General features: G+C 61.5%; 17 protein-coding genes. 11 read left to right on the top strand and 6 right to left on the bottom strand.

Annotation, left to right across the window (positions count from 1 at the left end):
- Positions 1-57: 57 nt before the first annotated feature.
- Entirely contained in the window at positions 58-1,605 is a 1,548-nt protein-coding gene (gene murJ / locus ROG8370_RS10390) for a murein biosynthesis integral membrane protein MurJ (RefSeq protein ID WP_085827018.1), read from the top strand.
- Here the strand turns inward: murJ and ROG8370_RS10385 are convergent.
- Positions 1,602-2,288: a rhomboid family intramembrane serine protease gene (locus ROG8370_RS10385; protein WP_085827017.1), complete on the bottom strand. Its 687-nt coding sequence runs from the start codon at positions 2,286-2,288 to the stop codon at positions 1,602-1,604. The two genes, murJ and ROG8370_RS10385, sit on opposite strands and share 4 nt — an antisense overlap.
- A gap of 73 nt (positions 2,289-2,361) precedes the next feature.
- Here ROG8370_RS10385 and trpS point away from each other — a divergent pair, with 73 nt between their 5' ends.
- Positions 2,362-3,390 (top strand): tryptophan--tRNA ligase, encoded by a 1,029-nt coding sequence (gene trpS / locus ROG8370_RS10380; protein WP_085827016.1) that lies wholly within the window; start codon positions 2,362-2,364, stop codon positions 3,388-3,390.
- A gap of 10 nt (positions 3,391-3,400) precedes the next feature.
- Here trpS and ROG8370_RS10375 read toward each other — a convergent pair whose 3' ends face one another.
- Positions 3,401-4,036: a glutathione S-transferase family protein gene (locus tag ROG8370_RS10375; RefSeq protein WP_085827015.1), complete on the bottom strand. Its 636-nt coding sequence runs from the start codon at positions 4,034-4,036 to the stop codon at positions 3,401-3,403.
- A 219-nt stretch (positions 4,037-4,255) separates the two neighbouring features.
- On the opposite strand from ROG8370_RS10375, the gene ROG8370_RS10370 reads away from it, so the two are divergent.
- The 9 genes from ROG8370_RS10370 (at position 4,256) to ROG8370_RS10330 (ending at position 14,404) form a co-directional block, all read left to right on the top strand.
- A complete protein-coding gene (locus ROG8370_RS10370; RefSeq protein ID WP_085827054.1) occupies positions 4,256-4,738 on the top strand; it encodes an RNA pyrophosphohydrolase in 483 nt (160 codons plus the stop codon).
- Positions 4,735-5,160, top strand: coding sequence for a hypothetical protein (locus tag ROG8370_RS10365; protein WP_085827014.1), 426 nt, complete (start codon positions 4,735-4,737; stop codon positions 5,158-5,160). Before ROG8370_RS10370 ends, ROG8370_RS10365 begins: the two co-directional genes overlap by 4 nt.
- A gap of 93 nt (positions 5,161-5,253) precedes the next feature.
- A complete protein-coding gene (locus ROG8370_RS10360) occupies positions 5,254-8,151 on the top strand; it encodes an error-prone DNA polymerase (protein WP_085827013.1) in 2,898 nt (965 codons plus the stop codon).
- Positions 8,152-8,323: 172 nt separating this feature from the next.
- Positions 8,324-9,112, top strand: a complete 789-nt coding sequence (rpiA, locus tag ROG8370_RS10355; RefSeq protein WP_085827012.1) for a ribose-5-phosphate isomerase RpiA — start codon at positions 8,324-8,326, stop codon at positions 9,110-9,112.
- A 14-nt stretch (positions 9,113-9,126) separates the two neighbouring features.
- Positions 9,127-10,482 (top strand): glutathione-disulfide reductase, encoded by a 1,356-nt coding sequence (gor, locus tag ROG8370_RS10350; RefSeq protein ID WP_085827011.1) that lies wholly within the window; start codon positions 9,127-9,129, stop codon positions 10,480-10,482.
- A 67-nt stretch (positions 10,483-10,549) separates the two neighbouring features.
- Positions 10,550-11,713 (top strand): FtsH protease activity modulator HflK, encoded by a 1,164-nt coding sequence (gene hflK, locus ROG8370_RS10345; protein ID WP_085827010.1) that lies wholly within the window; start codon positions 10,550-10,552, stop codon positions 11,711-11,713.
- Between the two features lie 4 nt (positions 11,714-11,717).
- Positions 11,718-12,596 (top strand): protease modulator HflC, encoded by an 879-nt coding sequence (hflC, locus tag ROG8370_RS10340; RefSeq protein WP_085827009.1) that lies wholly within the window; start codon positions 11,718-11,720, stop codon positions 12,594-12,596.
- Positions 12,593-12,790, top strand: coding sequence for a DUF2065 domain-containing protein (locus tag ROG8370_RS10335; protein ID WP_073198863.1), 198 nt, complete (start codon positions 12,593-12,595; stop codon positions 12,788-12,790). Before hflC ends, ROG8370_RS10335 begins: the two co-directional genes overlap by 4 nt.
- A 210-nt stretch (positions 12,791-13,000) precedes the next feature.
- Positions 13,001-14,404, top strand: coding sequence for a DegQ family serine endoprotease (locus ROG8370_RS10330; RefSeq protein WP_085827053.1), 1,404 nt, complete (start codon positions 13,001-13,003; stop codon positions 14,402-14,404).
- Positions 14,405-14,524: 120 nt separating this feature from the next.
- Here ROG8370_RS10330 and ROG8370_RS10325 read toward each other — a convergent pair whose 3' ends face one another.
- The 4 genes from ROG8370_RS10325 to rbfA form a co-directional block, all read right to left on the bottom strand.
- Entirely contained in the window at positions 14,525-15,094 is a 570-nt protein-coding gene (locus tag ROG8370_RS10325; RefSeq protein ID WP_085827008.1) for a DUF1643 domain-containing protein, read from the bottom strand.
- The gene (truB, locus tag ROG8370_RS10320; protein WP_085827007.1) at positions 15,091-15,996 is read right to left on the bottom strand and encodes a tRNA pseudouridine(55) synthase TruB; all 906 of its coding nucleotides are present in this window, start codon (positions 15,994-15,996) and stop codon (positions 15,091-15,093) included. The genes ROG8370_RS10325 and truB overlap by 4 nt, the downstream gene beginning before the upstream one ends.
- Before the next feature lie 62 nt (positions 15,997-16,058).
- Positions 16,059-16,814, bottom strand: a complete 756-nt coding sequence (locus ROG8370_RS10315; protein WP_085827006.1) for a phosphodiester glycosidase family protein — start codon at positions 16,812-16,814, stop codon at positions 16,059-16,061.
- Complete coding sequence (gene rbfA / locus ROG8370_RS10310) at positions 16,801-17,196, bottom strand: 30S ribosome-binding factor RbfA (RefSeq protein WP_085827005.1); 396 nt, start codon at positions 17,194-17,196, stop codon at positions 16,801-16,803. The genes ROG8370_RS10315 and rbfA overlap by 14 nt, the downstream gene beginning before the upstream one ends.
- Positions 17,197-17,309 lie beyond the last annotated feature (113 nt).

The following is a 17,309-nucleotide window of genomic DNA, read 5'->3' as shown; positions in this document are numbered from 1 at the left end:
CCCCTGTCAGTGCGATCCGCTAAGCCTGCGGGGACGCATCCAGCCAAAGGCCAGCCCATGAAACCCGTCCGCCTGCTTACCGGTATCCTGACCGTCGGCGGCTGGACGCTGCTTAGTCGGATGCTGGGCTTTATCCGCGATGTGATGATCGCAAGCTATCTTGGTCCCGGCGTGATGATGGACAGCTTTGTCGCCGCCTTTCGCCTGCCCAATATGTTTCGCCGGTTCTTTGCCGAAGGCGCGTTCAACGCGGCCTTTGTGCCGATGTTTTCCAAGCGGCTTGAGGCGGATGAAGACCCGTTTGGCTTTGCCTCGCTGGCGCTCTCGGGGTTGGGGCTTGTTCTCTTGGCGCTGACCGGGCTGGCGCTGGTCTTCATGCCGGCGCTTGTCTGGGCCACGGCAGAGGGGTTTGTCGGCGATCAACGCTTTGATATCACGGTTGATTTCGGGCGCATCGTGTTTCCCTACATCCTGTTCATCTCGCTGGCCGCGCTGTTGTCGGGGGCGCTTAATGCGTCCGGGCGCTTTGCCGCCGCGGCCGCCGCACCGGTGCTGTTGAACGTGATGCTGATCGCGGCGATGGCCGTCGCGGCCCTCATGGGCGGCAAGGTTGCCACGGCGCTTGTCTGGGCCATTCCCTTTGCCGGCGTGGCGCAGCTTGTGCTGGTCTGGCAGGCAGCAAGCCGCGCGGGGCTGCATATCCGCCCGGTGCGCCCGCGCTGGACCCCTGCGATGTCGCAACTGGTGCGCGTCGCCGTGCCCGCCGCCCTTGCCGGCGGGGTGATGCAGGTCAACCTTCTGGTCGGCCAACAAGTCGCCTCGAATTACGACAAGGCGGTGAGCTGGCTTTATTCTGCGGACCGACTCTATCAATTGCCGCTTGGCGTGGTGGGCATCGCGGTGGGGATCGTGTTGCTGCCCGATTTGTCGCGACGCCTGAAAGCGGGCGACGACAGCGGCGCGCGCATGGCGCTGTCGCGCGCAGGAGAGCTGTCGCTTGCCCTCACCGTGCCCTGCGCCGTGGCGCTGATCGTGATCCCGCTTCAGCTTGTGGCGGTGCTTTTTGAACGCGGCGCCTTTGGCAGCGATGACAGCGCGGCCACCGCCCTTGCCGTGGCGATTTACGGCCTCGGCCTGCCGGCCTTCGTGATGCAGAAAATCCTGCAACCGCTGTTTTTCGCCCGTGAAGACACCAAGAGCCCGTTTCGTTATGCCGTTGTGGCGATGATCGTCAACGCGGCCCTCGCGATTGGGCTTGCGATCTGGATCGGCTGGATCGCTGCGGCCTTTGCCACCACGCTGGCGGGCTGGGTCATGGTCTGGCAGTTGATGCGCGGCGCGCGCAGCTTTGGCGATGTGGCGCGGTTCGATGCCCAGTTCTATCGCCGCCTCTGGCGGATCGTTCTGGCCTCTGCCCTGATGGGCGTGGTGCTTTGGGGCGGCGGCGTTTTGCTCGGCCCGCTGTTCGCGATTGGCGGCTGGCGTTGGCTGGCGCTTTTGGTGCTGCTGGTGGCAGGGGGGATCTCCTACGGTGCCTTCGGCCAGATGCTCGGCGCTTTCCGCCTGTCGGAAATCCGCAGCAGGTTGCGCCGCTCTCCGCCCTAGTCGTGCCGGATCTTGGCGCGGATTTTCGACCAGCCACCGGGGCTTAGGAAGAACGACGCCAGAAACCCGGTGGCAAAGCCCGATACATCCGCGATCCATGTGCTGCTGCCACCAAACAACAGGGCAAAGGTCAGTTGAAGCAGCATCAGAATGCCGATCAGGCTAAAGGCGCGCGATTGCTTTGCGCCAAGCTGTCCCAGGCGGAGCCACATCAGGTAGGTAAAGCCGCCTATCAGGCCATAAACCCCCGGAAAGGCGCCGATAAGCCAGGGCTGATCGCTGACTGTGAGGCCATAAACCGCCGCGCCCATGGCCGAGCAGAGAACGAAAAGCACCAGAACCGCCCATTGGCGAAACACCTCGCCGACGAATTTGCCCATCGCCAGAAGCAGGACGCCGGAAAACAGCGCGTGGGTAAAGCTGCTATGGACAAAGATATAGCTGAAAAAGCGGCGCAGGTGCTCGGCGGGAAAGATCTGATTTTGCAGCATCCACGCCATGATATCGCTGTTGAACCCGTAATCCTCGATCGCCGCACTGCGCCAGCCGACGGCCTCGGGGCCACCGACAAACCCGCGCGCACCCAGCGAGAAGATCGCCTCGACGCCGACGATCACCAGGAAAAGCGCCACCACAACCGGCGGAACCGGGTTGACGGGGCTTTCGTTTACGGGGTCTGACATGCCTGCTCTCCTTGACGGGGCTTTGACGCATGGGTAAGCGAGGCAGGCGAAGAAATCCAGACGGAGATGACATATGACCGAAGCAGGCTTCACACCGCGGGTCTTTTCGGGCATTCAGCCCTCGGGCAACCTGCATCTTGGCAACTATCTTGGCGCGCTCAAGCGCTTTGCCGATGCACAGAACCAGGGCATTCCGTCGATTTATTGCATGGTCGATCTGCATGCGGTCACCGTCTGGCAGGACCCGGCCGAATTGCGCCACTCCACCCGCGAGCTTGCGGCCGGCTTTATTGCCTCGGGGCTTGATCCGGAAAAATCCATCCTGTTCAACCAGAGCCAGGTCGCCGAGCATTCGCAACTTGCCTGGATTTTCAATTGCGTGGCGCGCATGGGCTGGATGCAGCGCATGACCCAGTTCAAGGACAAGGCCGGCAAGAATGCGCAGAACGCCTCGCTTGGGCTGTTTGCCTATCCCGCGCTGATGGCGGCCGATATTCTGGCCTATCACGCCACCCATGTGCCGGTCGGCGAGGATCAGAAACAGCATCTCGAACTGACCCGCGACATAGCGGCCAAGTTCAACAATGATTTCGGCGTTGATTTCTTTCCGATCACCGAGCCGGTGATCGAGGGCACCGGCACGCGGGTGATGTCGCTGCGCGATGGCTCGAAGAAGATGTCGAAATCCGACCCCTCGGATATGAGCCGCATCAACCTGACCGATGACGCCGATACGATTGCCAAGAAAATCCGCAAGGCCAAGACCGACCCGGAACCGCTTCCCTCCGAGGTGAAGGGGCTGGAAGAGCGCCCCGAGGCGCGCAACCTGGTGAATATCTATGCCGCCCTGGCGGATATGAGCGTCGATCAGGTGATGTCCGAGGCTGGTGGCAAGGCGTTTTCCGAGTTCAAGCCGATGCTCGCCGATCTTGCGGTTGAAAAGCTGGCGCCAATTTCTGGCGAAATGTCCCGGCTGATGACTGATGTGTCCGAGATCGACCGTATCCTAGGAAACGGCGCGGACCGCGCCCGCGCCATCGCCGCGCCGATCCTGCGCCAGACCTATGAGATCATGGGCATGGTCGGCCCTCGCGAGGTGTGACAGCCGGTCGTCAGCCCAGATCGGGCGCGGTCTTGGCAAATGTATCGTGCGCGTGCATGGCCTCCCACCACTCGGCGATGCCGGGCACCGACATGACCTCACCCGCATCCGGCGTAAGCGAGACATAAAACATGATCGGCCCGAGGAAATAATCCGCCAGCGTCGGCGCATCGCCCGCCAGCCATTTGGCCTCGCCCTTGTTCTCCATCAGCAGTTTCAAAAGCTTTTCCGACGCCGCAAGCGCGGCCTTGCGGGCCTCTTCGTTCTGCCCGCCGATGAAATCAGGAAACAGGTGATAGCCCGCCACGCCCACAAGCGCGCCATAGCCATAGCTGTCGATCAGGCCAATCGCCTCGTTCATGTGCGCGCGCCCCTTGGCATCATTGGGGATCAGCGCCGGTTCTGGCGCGATATCCTCAAGATAACGGCAAATTGCATCGGTCTCGCGGATGCGAAGCCCGTCGATATCCAACACCGGCACCTTGCCAAAAGGATGGCGCGCAAGATGCTCGGGCTGGCGCGGCTCGCCTTCCAGAACATTGACCGGCACTTGATCATATTCGATGCCCTTATCGGCCAGAACCATGCGCACCGTGCGCACATAGGTCGACCCGTCAAAGCCGTAAAGCGTGGGGTTGTCTGTCATTTTCCTCTCCTTTTCACTGGGCCATATCGCCGCGACCGCAGATCACATACCCTGGCCCCTTCAGACCTAGCCCAAAGATAGAAGGGGATCACGCCACGCGCAAATCAAACCGTCTTGAGGCTGGATTTCAAAGCGATCGACGCCCCGCACCCGCCACCGCTTGACCTTGCCTGCGCCGCGCCGCACTCTGCTGCCAACCCTGTCCTCAAAAGGCCCGCCATGACCCCCGAAGAGATTGCCAGACTGCCCTATCGTCCCTGCGTCGGCGTCATGCTGACCAATGCCGAGGGCCATGTTTTTGTCGGCCAACGGATCGACAGTGAAACCGCCGCCTGGCAGATGCCGCAAGGCGGGGTCGATCCCGGAGAGGCAACCCGCGACGCCGCTCTGCGCGAATTGTGGGAGGAAACCGGCGTCACGGCCGACAAGGTGCGGATCGAGGCGGAAACTGCGGATTGGATTCCCTACGAACTTCCGCATGACCTTGTGCCGCGCCTCTGGAAGGGACGCTATCGCGGGCAGGAGCAGAAATGGTTTCTACTGCGCTTTCTGGGCACCGACAGCGATGTGAATATCGTCACCGATCACCCCGAGTTTTCAGAGTGGCGCTGGTTGCCACCCCAGGATCTTGAGGCCAATATCGTCCCCTTCAAACGCAAGGTTTATGCCCGCGTTCTGGCCGAGTTCGGCCCGTTGCTGTGATCCGCGCGGCGCTTGCTGGCGCGCTGTGCCTGACGGCGGGACCGGGGCTTGCGCTGTCGTGCACGCCCCCGGATGTGGCGAAAACCTATGCCCGCGCGGCCAAGGCCGACTGGCAAAACCAGCAAGCCATGCCGCCTCATACGCCGATTGCGGCCCGGATCACCGGACAAGCCTTGTCACCAACCCGCTTTGATCACCCGTTTGAACGCGACATCACCCTTGATGTGCAATGTTTCGGCCCCTGGTGCGCAGGCGCAGTTCCCGAAACCGACTATCTTGGCTTCCTCGAACAGCGCGAAACTGGTTATGTGCTTGCGCTTGATCCCTGTGGCGGCATGGGCTTTACCAATCCGACCCCCGAGATGCTGGGCCGGGTAAAAACCTGTTTCCAGGGCGGGCCTTGTGCGCCTGTGACACCCTGAAGACCACTTTCCGCACGGCAGGACTCGAAAAAGAACAAAACGTGAATATAATGCAGGGCAGCCCACTGACCCCTGAAAGATTCGCGCGATCCCATGTCCTTTGCCGAACTCTCTGCCATTTCCAACTTTACCTTTCTCACCGGGGCTGCACACCCCGAGGACTATATCCATCGTGCCGCCGCGCTTGGCCTCACGGCGCTTGCCATTGCCGACGAGAATTCGGTGGCCGGGATCGTGCGAGCCCATAGCGCGGCGCGCGAAATTGCACGGCAGGTCGGCGAGCGCCACAAGATCGAGACCCGCGATGGCCCGATCGGCCCGGCCCCGCCCGTGGCCCCCGCCGCGCATCCGGCATGGGCCACCACCCCGCGCCTTATACCCGCCGCGCGGCTGGTGCTGACAGAGGGGCTGGTGCTCACTGCGTTGCCCTATGATCGTGCGGGCTGGGCCAGCCTGTGCCGCTTGCTCAGCCTTGGGCGGTTGCGCTGCAAAAAGGGCCGGTGCGAGCTGCGCCTTGATGATCTGTTGGCGGGGGCCTCGGGGCTTCACCTTTTGCTACATGCGCCACAAACGCAGCAGATGCCGCGCGGCGCGGATGACTGGCAGCAACAGGCGAAACGGCTGACGCGCCGCCTTGGCGGGCATATGCACCTTGTCCTCGCCCCGCTTTATGACAGTCAGGACCCTGCCCGCTTTGCCCGGCTGACCCGGCTGGCGAAAACCCTCGGCCTGCCCACGCTGGCCTCGGGGGTGCCGCTCATGCATCGCGGGCACCGGCGCAGGCTTGCGGATGTGCTGAGCGCAATCCGGCTCGGCACGCGGGTGGATGATCTTGGCCGCGACGCCCTGAGCAATGCCGAGCGACGGCTGCGCTCGGGGGCTGAAATGCACCGCCTGTTCAAGGGCCGTGAAGGGGCCGTCGCGCGTGCAGGCGCGCTTGCCGCGCGGCTGACCTTTTCGCTGGATGAGCTGCGCCATGAATATCCCAGCGAGGTCGCAGAGGGCGAAAGCCCGGCAGGCCGCCTGCGTCGTCTTGCGCTTGAGGGGCTGGAGTGGCGCTATCCCGGCGGCGCGCCAGAACGCGTGCGCGCCCTTCTGGAACACGAATTGCGCCTGATCGGCAAGCTGCGCTACGAGCCCTATTTCCTGACCGTGAATGACGTGGTCGCCTTTGCCCGCTCGCGCGGCATCCTGTGCCAGGGGCGCGGGTCGGCGGCGAATTCGGTGGTCTGTTATTGCCTTGGCGTGACCTCGGTCAGCCCCGAGATCGGCACCATGGTGTTCGAGCGTTTCGTCTCCGAGGCGCGCGACGAGCCGCCCGATATCGACGTCGATTTCGAGCATGAGCGCCGCGAAGAGGTGATCCAGTGGATATATCAGCGCTATGGCCGCCACCGCGCCGGGCTGTGTGCGACAGTGATCCATTACCGCGGCAAACGTGCGATCCGCGAGGTCGGGCGCGCGATGGGCCTGTCGGGCGATCTGATTGCCGCGCTCTCCTCGCAAATCTGGGGCTTTGGCAGCGATGGCGCGCTGACGCCGGGGCGGCTGCGCGAAATCGGTCTTGATCCGGATGATCGCCGCCTCGCGCTGACCCTGACCCTGGTGCAGGAGATCATCGGCTTTCCCCGCCACCTGAGCCAGCATGTCGGCGGTTTTGTCATCACCCAGGGGCGGCTTGACGAGCTGGTGCCGATTGAAAACGCCAGCATGGAGGATCGCACCGTCATCTGTTGGGACAAGGACGATATCGACACGCTTGGCATTCTCAAAGTCGATGTTCTGGCGCTTGGCATGCTGACCTGCATCCGCAAGGCATTCGACCTTTTGGCCGAACATCACGGCGCGCACTATACGCTGGCCAGCCTGCCGCAAGAGGACAGGCCGGTTTACAACATGCTGTGCCGCGCCGACAGTTTGGGGGTGTTTCAGGTGGAAAGCCGCGCGCAGATGAATTTCCTGCCTCGCATGCGACCAAGGTGTTTTTATGATCTGGTGATCCAGGTGGCGATCATCCGGCCGGGGCCGATCCAGGGCGATATGGTGCATCCCTTCATCCGGCGGCGCAATGGCGAAGAGGCGACCAGCTTTCCCTCGGATGCGCTTGGCAAGGTGCTGGGCAAGACGCTTGGGGTGCCGCTGTTTCAGGAACAGGCGATGCAGATCGCCATCATCGGCGCGGGCTTTACCCCCGAAGAGGCCGACCGCCTGCGCCGCTCGCTGGCCACCTTCAAACGCCACGGCAATGTGTCCGAGTTTCGCGCGCGGTTTTTGCGCGGGATGCAGGGCAATGGCTATGACATGGATTTCGCCGAGCGCTGTTTTTCGCAAATCGAGGGCTTTGGCAGCTATGGCTTTCCCGAAAGCCATGCCGCCAGTTTCGCGCTTTTGGTTTACGCCAGTGCCTGGTTGAAATGCCACCATCCGGGGCTGTTTGCCTGTGCTTTGCTGAATTCACAACCGATGGGGTTTTATGCCCCGGCCCAGATCGTGCGGGATGCGCGCGAACACGGGGTGAGCGTGCGCCCGGTCTGTGTGCAGGCAAGTTATTGGGACAATGTGATGGAACCCGACGGGCGCGGCGGGCTGGCGCTTCGGCTTGGGTTTCGCCTGATCCGGCGGCTGGCGCAGGACGATGCCAGCTGGCTTATCGCGGCGCGCGGCAATGGCTATACCACGGTCGAGGATGTCTGGCGGCGCGCCGGACTGGTGCCGAGTGCGCTGGCGCGGCTGGCCGAGGCCGATGCCTTTGCCGTCCTCGGGTTGAGCCGCCGCGAGGCGCTCTGGCAGGCCAAGGCGTTGCAGGGGGATGCGCCGCTGCCGCTGTTTGCGCGCGATATCGACGGCGAGGCGATTGACGAGCCGCTCACGCATCTGCCGCAGATGTCGGAGGGCGAAGAGGTAATCGAGGATTACGTTGCCCTGCGCCTGACGCTTCGGGCGCATCCGGTGGCTCTGTTGCGCGATATCCTCACCCCCGCGGGTGGGTGAGGCAGAAGCGGGGGCGCTGCCCCCATCCAAGAAAATTCGGCGAATTTTCTTGGACTCCCCCGGAGTATTTGTTCCAAGAAGAAGGCAGGCCCGAAAAAAGCGCGGCAATTCGCTCTCGCACCTTATGGCCAAGTCTCATATAACCCCTGCAAACATGCATAGGAGTCGCCTCATGACCGGAGAATTGTCGCCCATCGACAAGGCAAAATTCGTCGCTGCCAAGCGGTCTGTCGATTATGTTGAAGACGGCATGCGGGTCGGTCTTGGAACCGGCTCGACGGCAGCCTGGATGGTGCGCTGCCTGGGTGAAATGGTGCGCAATGACGGGCTCCGGATCAAGGGCGTGCCGACCTCGACGCGCACAGCCGAGCTGGCGCGAGATGTCGGCATCGAGGTGATCAGCCTTGATGAGGCGAAATGGCTTGATGTGACGATTGACGGAGCGGATGAGTTTGACGGCAATCTCAACCTGATCAAGGGCGGCGGCGGCGCGCTTTTGCAGGAAAAGATCGTCGCCACGGCCAGTGACCAGATGATCGTGATCGCGGATATCGGCAAAGAGGTGGAAAGCCTTGGTGCCTTCCCGCTTCCGGTCGAGGTGATTCCGTTTGGCTGGCAGACCACCAAATCGCTGGTCGAAGAGTTGCTGATTTCGATGGATGTGCTGGGCCGCGATGCGACCCTCAGGATGAACGGCGAGCGCCCTTTTATCACCGATGAGGGCAATTACATCATCGATCTGCATCTGGGACGCATCGGAAATCCGCATCAATTGTCGATGGCGATGAATCAAATGCCGGGGGTGGTTGAAAACGGGCTGTTCCTGGATATCTGCGATGTGGTGATCCTCGGGTTTGGCGATGGCCGGGTGGAAACGCGCGACATCAACGAGGGCACCGTTGAAGAGGACCGTCTGGATTTCGTCGAAACCGACAACCTTTTCACCGATATGAACGACTAACATCCGGGGGCGGCATGACATTCGACTATGATCTTTTCGTAATCGGCGGCGGCTCGGGCGGGGTTCGCGCGGCGCGCGTGGCCGCACAGGGCGGCGCAAAAGTGGCCTTGGCCGAAGAAGACCGCTATGGCGGCACCTGCGTGATCCGCGGTTGCGTGCCCAAAAAGCTGATGGTGTTTGCCTCGGAATATCCCGCAGCGATTGCCGATGCGCAGGCCTATGGCTGGACCGTGCATGCGGGCGGCTTTGACTGGTCGGTGTTTCAAGGCAAGTTGCATGCCGAGTTGGACCGGCTTGAAAATGTCTATCGCGGCATTCTCAAGACCAACGGCGTCGAGAGTTTCGATGCGCGTGCACGCCTTGTCGATCCGCATACGGTCGAACTCTCGGATGGCAGCCGCAAGAGCGCCAAGCACATCCTGATCGCCACCGGCGGGCGCCCGGTAAAGCCCGACCTTCCGGGGGCAGAGCACGCCATCACAAGCAACGATATTTTCCATCTTGAGAGCCTGCCGAAATCCATTCTGATCATCGGCGGCGGCTATATCGCCTGTGAATTCGCCTGTATTCTCAACGGATTGGGCGTAAAGGTGACGCAATTTTACCGCGGTGCACAAATCTTGCGGGGCTTTGATGAAGAGGCGCGCGGGCTTGTGTCCGAGGAGATGATCCAGTCGGGTGTGAACCTGCATCTTGGCACCAATATCGTCGATATGGTCGAAGAGGAGAGCGGCTATCGCGTGACCTCGACCAACGGAAGCGAAGAGGTGTTCGAGCAGGTCATGTTCGCCACCGGGCGCGCGCCCAACACCGAGGATCTTGGCCTTGAGGCGGCGGGTGTCAAAACCGGGCGCAAGGGCGAAATCCTGGTAGATGAGTATAGCCAGACTGCCGTGCCATCGGTCTATGCGATTGGCGATGTGACCGACCGTGTCAACCTGACGCCGGTTGCGATCCGCGAAGGCATGGCCTTTGTCGAGACCGTGTTCAACGGCACGCCAACGCCGGTCGATCACGACCTGATCCCGACCGCGATCTTCACCCAACCCGAGATGGGCACCGTCGGCCTTTCCGAGGAAGCGGCGCGCGAGCAAGAGCCGATCGAGGTCTATGCGACCTCGTTCCGCCCGATGCAGACCGCCTTTGCGGAGCGTCCCGACCGGGTGTTGATGAAACTTATCGTCAGCCAGAAAACCCGCAAGGTTCTGGGCTGTCATATCGTCGCGCCGGGGGCGGGTGAAATGATCCAGCTGGCCGGAATCGCGGTCAAGATGGGCGCCACCAAAGAAGATTTCGATCGCACCGTTGCGGTGCATCCGACCATGTCGGAAGAGCTTGTCACAATGAAAACACCGGTCCGAACGGGTTGATTTCTCGCCTAAACTGCACAGGTAGATAACAACGTCGTCTAAGACGGGATAAAAAGGGAAGAGATGCATGGCTGGAAATTCTGGCGGCCCATGGGGCGGCGGCGGAAACTCGGGCGGGGGTGGTGATGATGACCGCAACCGCAACAACGGTGGTGGGCGACGCCCGCCAGAAGGCGGACCGCAATTGCCAGAGATCGACGAACTTGTCCGCAAAGGCCAGGATCAGCTGCGCGTTCTGATGGGCGGTCGCGGTGGCGGCGGCAATCGCGGTGGCTCTGGTGGCGGCGATGGCGGCCCGCAATTGGGCAAGGGCACGATTGGCCTTGCGGTGCTTGGCGCGGTGGCGCTCTGGGTGTTTGCCAGCGTTTACACCGTGAAGCCCGAAGAACAGTCGGTCGAGCTTTTCCTCGGGGAATATTACAAGACCGGCAATCCCGGTCTTAACTTTGCCCCCTGGCCATTTGTCAGTGCCGAGGTGATCAATGTCACATCGGAACGCACCGAAGAGATCGGTCGCGGACAAGGCGCGCGAAATGACGGTCTTATGCTGACCACCGACGCCAATATCGTCGATATTGATTTCCAGGTGGTCTGGAACATTTCTGACCCCTCGAAGTTGCTGTTCAACATCCGCGACCCGCAACAAACCGTTCAGGCGGTGTCTGAATCGGTGATGCGTGAGATTATCGCCGCCTCCAACCTTGCGCCGATCCTCAACCGTGACCGTGGTGTCATCGCCGATACGGCGATGGAGAACATCCAGGCCACGATGGACGAGTATGATAGCGGTATCCGGGTCGTCCGGGTCAACCTTGAAAAGGCCGACCCGCCCCGCGACGTGATCGACAGCTTCCGTGAAGTGCAGGCCGCCGAACAGGAACGTGATCGCCTGCAGCGTCAGGCGGATGCCTATGCCAACCGAGTTCTCGCCGAGGCCCGTGGTCTTGCGGCCCAGACCCTTGAGCAATCCGAGGGCTACCGCGCACGCGTTGTCAACGAGGCCTCTGGTGACGCCAGCCGCTTTACCTCGGTTCTGACCGAATACAGCAAGGCCCCCGAGGTAACGCGCAAGCGGCTTTATCTTGAGACCATGGAACGTGTTCTTGGCGGTATCGACAAGACCATCCTCGACAGTTCGATCGTCGGCAGCGACGGCGGCAACAATGTGGTGCCGTATCTGCCGCTGAATGAACTGCGTCGCAATAGCTCGACCACCGGACAGGGGAACTAAGATCATGAGTAAAACAAAATTCCTTATTCCGATCCTGGCCATTGCGGGCTTTCTTGGTCTGTCATCGGTCTTTGTGGTGGACGAGCGCGAAAAGGCGCTGGTGCTTCAATTCGGTCAGATCCGTGCGGTGAAAGAAGAGCCGGGCCTATCCTTTAAGATCCCGTTCATCCAGGAGGTCGTGCGCTATGACGACCGCATCCTGTCGCTGGACACTGACACGATCGAGGTCACACCCTCGGATGATCGCCGTCTTGTGGTCGACGCCTTTGCACGGTTCCGCATCGCCGATGTGGTGCAGTTCCGCCAGGCGGTTGGTGTTGGGGGTCTGCGGGTTGCCGAAGACCGGCTGTCGTCGATCCTCAACGCGCAAATCCGCGAGGTTCTGGGTGCTGATCAGGTCACATCAGACACGATCCTGTCCGAGGACCGTCGCGGACTGATGCGCCGCATTCAGGCCGCCGCACAGCGCAGCGCCGCAGGTCTCGGGCTTGACGTGATCGATGTGCGTCTCAAGCAAACCAACCTGCCAGAGCAGAACCTTGAGGCCACCTTTGCCCGGATGCGCGCAGAGCGCGAGCGCGAAGCCACCGACGAGATCGCCCGCGGTAACGAGGCCGCACAGCGCGTGCGCGCCCTCGCCGACAGAACCGTGACCGAAACCATGTCTGATGCCGAACGTCAGGCGCAGGTGATCCGAGGCGAGGCCGATGCAGAGCGCAACGCGATCTTTGCCGAGGCCTTTGGCGCCGATCCCGAGTTCTTTGCCTTCTATCGCTCGCTCGAAGCCTATGAGAAATCGCTGAAAGGCGACAATTCCTCGATGGTCATGACCCCGGATAGCGAATTTTTCGACTATCTGCGGTCGGGCTCAGCGCCGGAATGATCGAAACCGCGCTTCTGGCCATCGGCCTGGTGCTTATTGTCGAGGGGCTGGTGTACGCACTGGCCCCTTCGCTTATTGACCAGCTGTTGATTGCGCTCTCTGCCCTGCCCCCGGATGCCCGCCGCCTTTTGGGCCTGACTGCTATCGTGATCGGGGTGCTGTTTGTTTGGGCCGCCAAGACGCTTGGCGCTTGAATTATCCCGCGCAAAGCGGTTCACATAAGTGTGACATGATGTTGCACCCTTTGCGATCCGCGCAGGCGCACCTACATCTATAAGCAAGGCAGGTGCCGAACGCGCCATACCGATCAAAAAACCAAAGGAGATCTTGGTGTGAACGTCCAAACCATTTCCGCAACCCGACAACAGGCCGGACCGTTGCGCAGCCTCTGGCTGATCGCGCTGATGGTGGCCACGCTCTTGGCACAGGCCATCGCCGCGCAGGCGCGTCCCGACAGCTTTGCCGATCTTGCCGAAAAGATCAGCCCCGCCGTGGTGAACATCACCACCTCAACCACGATTGCACAGGGCACCGGCCCCGGCCCGATCGTGCCGGAAGGCTCGCCCTTTGAGGATTTCTTTCGCCAGTTCCGCGACCGTCAGGGCGATGGTGAACAGCGCCCGCGCCGCTCGTCTGCGCTTGGCTCGGGGTTTGTGATCTCCGAGGACGGCTATGTCGTCACAAACAACCATGTGATTGAAAGCGCGGATGAGATCATCATCGAGTTTTTCTCGGGTGAAGAACTTCCGGCAAAGGTGATTGGCACCGACCCGAAGACCGATATTGCCCTGCTGAAAGTGCAGACCGACAAATCGCTTCCCTTCGTCAGCTTTGGCGACAGCGATACCGCGCGCGTCGGCGAATGGGTGCTGGCCATGGGCAACCCGCTTGGCCAGGGCTTTTCGCTCTCGGCCGGGATCGTCTCGGCCCGCAACCGTGCCCTTTCAGGCACCTATGACGACTATATCCAGACCGATGCCGCCATCAACCGCGGCAACTCCGGCGGGCCGCTGTTCAATCTCGACGGCGAAGTGGTCGGCGTCAACACCGCGATCCTGAGCCCCACTGGCGGCTCGATCGGGATCGGCTTTTCGATGGCCTCGAATGTCGTCAAGCGCGTGGTCGATCAGTTGCAGGAATTCGGCGAAACCCGTCGCGGCTGGCTTGGGGTGCGCATTCAGGACGTGACCCCGGATGTGGCCGAGGCCATCGGGCTTGAGAAAGCCGCCGGTGCGCTTGTCACCGACGTGCCCGAAGGCCCTGCCGCCGAAGGTGGTATGCTGGCGGGTGACGTGATCACGTCGTTTGACGGCAAAGAGGTCGCCGATACGCGCGGGCTCGTGCGTCAGGTTGGCAACACGCAGGTCGGCAAGACCGTCCGCGTGGTAGTTTTCCGCGAAGGCAAGACCCAGACCCTCAAGATCACCCTTGGCCGACGCGAAGAAGCCGAAGGCGCGATCCCCGTGGTCCAGCCGGGCCCGGATGAAAGCGAAGCCCCTGTCGAAAAGTCGCTGCTTGGCCTCACCTTCAGCGCGCTGAACGACGAGTTGCGCAGCACGCTGGAACTTGACAGCAATGCCACCGGCCTTGTGGTGACCGACGTCGATGAAATGTCTAAGGCCTATGAAAAAGGCATGCGGGCGGGCGATTTGATCACCGAAGCAGGCCAGCAAAAGCTGAGCTCGATCAGCGATCTTGACGAACGCATCGCAGAGGCAAAAGAGGCGGGACGCAAGTCCCTTCTGCTGCTCGTACGTCGTGCCGGTGAGCCACGCTTTGTGGCGCTGCCGCTTGATGAGAACAAATAGGCATTAAAACCATGATCAAGATAAAAGGGCGCTCGATTTGAGCGCCCTTTTACGTCGCAGGGGCATTTTCTTCTGCGAAGAAAATGGTTCAGAAAATTCTTCTAATTTTCTGCGCCTGCCTCACAATCCGGGACAATCCATCAACGCGGTATCCTTGCGCAAGTAAAGCGGATGCTTGGCCGATCCGTCCTTGTTCAACCCGAGACATTTCAGCGGCCGACCAGCTTGCGCAATCGCGCGGAGGGCCTCGCTGACCACCGGCTGATAGCGCGCATGCAACTTGCCATAAGCGAGCACGACAAACTCGGCCTCTTGCGCCATATCGACCAGCGCCGGAATGTTGAGCCCGCTACATGCCTCGGCGGGATCACGTGGGATGTCCTTGGGCGAGGTCGCCCTCCAATCCAGCACATTTCCCTTGAGATAGCGCGTAAATCCCCAATCGCGCGCAAATCCAAGTTCGCGATGACAGGTCGGGTCAGACACCTCGGCGCTCGCCACCGACGGGTTCATGCCCACGAACAGAACCGTGCGCGGCGCGCTGCCCTCGGGCGTCCAGTCGCGCGACAGCATTTGGCGATAGCGCCCGCACTCAGAATAGGCCGCCCCGCCAATCACCCCGTCTGGCAGACGCAGGCGCACCTTGCCGCCCGGATCGTGCAGGTGCTCGGGCGCTGCCCCGGCGCTCACAGGTTGAAGACCCGGCTAGGGTGCAATTCGCCGACTTTATAGCGCCCAACCGCCACCGCATGCCCGTCAAACGCGGCCCAGCATTCATCGCCATATTCAATACCCTGCGCGATCACCATGCCGGGATTGCCATTGCGCAACCGCGCGGCACCTTCTGCGGTGGCGCTCACCATCGGCAGATCGGCCAGGCCTTCTTCCAGCGGGCGAATATGGGCATCAAGGTCCGGGCTATGGGCCATCTCGTTGATCTGCTCGATGCTCAACCCATCCTTGGCCTCGAACGGCCCTGACCAAACCCGCCGCAGCCAGGCCACATGACCGTAACACCCCAAAGCCTCGCCAAGGTCGCGCGCGATGCTGCGCACATAACCGCCCTTGCCACAGATCATTTCAAGCAGCACATGATCGGCGTCGGGGCGACCTGTCATGACAAGCTCCTCGACCCACAAGGGGCGCGCCTCGACCTCAAAGTCTTCGCCATCGCGCGCGAGTTTATAGGCGCGCTGACCGTCGATCTTGACGGCGGAATACTTTGGCGGCACCTGCATGATGTCGCCGACAAAGGCGCCCAGGGCCGCTTTGATCGCTGCATCATCCGGGCGCAGGTCACTTTGTGCGATCACCTCGCCTTCGGTATCGTCGGTGTTGGTGGCCTGCCCAAGACGCACGCAAAACTCATAGGCCTTCAGCGCGTCGGTAATATAGGGCACGGTCTTGGTGGCCTCGCCAAGGGCCACGGCCAAAACGCCGGTCGCCTCCGGGTCAAGCGTACCCGCATGCCCGGCCTTCTTGGCCTGAAGCGCCCATTTCACCTTGTTGACAACGCTGGTCGAGGTCATGCCCGCGGGCTTGTCCACCACCAGCCAACCCGAAATATCGCGTCCTTTGCGTTTGCGTGCCATGCCCGGCCCTTTTTTATGCGTCCAAGGCGCTAGCCCCTAGTAGACCCGCGCGCCCGCGTCAATCATTGCGCCGCGCGCGGGGCCGCAACCCCAACCATCGGCCCAAGCGGAAAGCCAAGATCGAACCGCCCAAGCCCCGGCGCGTAAAGCCGCGAGACCTTGCCATCGAAATAAAGCGCCTGCGGCAGCTTGAGGTGATCGCGAAAGAACGACCCGAAGGTGTGAAAATTGACCAGGCTGTCGGAAATCACGAACCACGCCTTACGCCCATCCGCCGAGGTGCCGACCCCGTTGCGGATATAGCGGCTGTCGCTGTCCTTCAAAAAGCGTGGATGAAGCGCGCCGTCGATCACCAGCATCGGCCCCGATTGACTGGCATCGCGGCACTTTGGGGCCTCTTGCTCGAAACGCAGGGTCTCGATCACATCAGCGCGCCCTTGTCGGATGCAAAAGACACCATTCGGCAAAAGGCCAAAATTGCCCGGTCCGGCACGCTTCACCAATGAGGATACCGCCTCGGCCCCCTCGACATAGAGCCCGACAGGTCGGCGATCTGCGTGATACATGCCGGCATTCATGCCAAAGACAAGCGCGCGGCCCTCGGTTTCCAACTGTCTGTCAATATTGGAAAAACTGCCAAGCGGCTCGCCGGTTTTCCGATCATTCAGGAAAAGCCGAAGATCGTCCTCGGCCAGATCAACCGTGCAAACGGTGTACTGCTGTCCCGCGTATGTTTCGACGGCGCAGCTTACGGCATGTGCGGGCGCGCCTAGGGCCACCAAGGCGACGAGCGCCAAAAAGGCCTTAATCCTCGACATCCCTGCGTACTTTTTCTTGCGCAAAAAGGCGGCGGGTCTCATCCATCTGATCAAAGGTTTCATCCAGACGAAACCGCAGGTCTGGCGCGTATTTCAACTCAAGCCGCTTACCGATCAGACGGCGCAACTCACCCTTGTTGCGCGCCAGAATCGCGATCAGGTCTTTCTGGCCCTCACCGCCCAAAGGCATCACGTAAGCGGTCGCGATCTTGAGATCGGAAGACATACGCACTTCTCCCACCGTGACCGAAATCCGGTTCAGGTCGGAATCATGAACGTCACCGCGTGCAAGCACCTCGGACAAAGTCCGCCGAATAAGCTCGCCCACGCGAAGCTGCCGTTGCGACGGGCCGGACCCGTCATGAGACTTGTTCTTTGCCATGACCCGCACTTAATCCCTCGGACGCCAATTTCCAAGCATAGAAATCCACCTCTACATTCTTTCACCGTTCCGGCAAATACTCCGGGGGCTTGGGGGCTGGCCCCCAATCAACA

Origin of the sequence: Roseovarius gaetbuli (genome assembly GCF_900172365.1) — a bacterium.
GTDB classification, from domain to species: Bacteria; Pseudomonadota; Alphaproteobacteria; order Rhodobacterales; family Rhodobacteraceae; genus Roseovarius; species Roseovarius gaetbuli.
The sequence above is the reverse complement of the archived record's forward strand: the minus strand, read 5'-3'. Positions and strand labels throughout refer to the sequence as shown.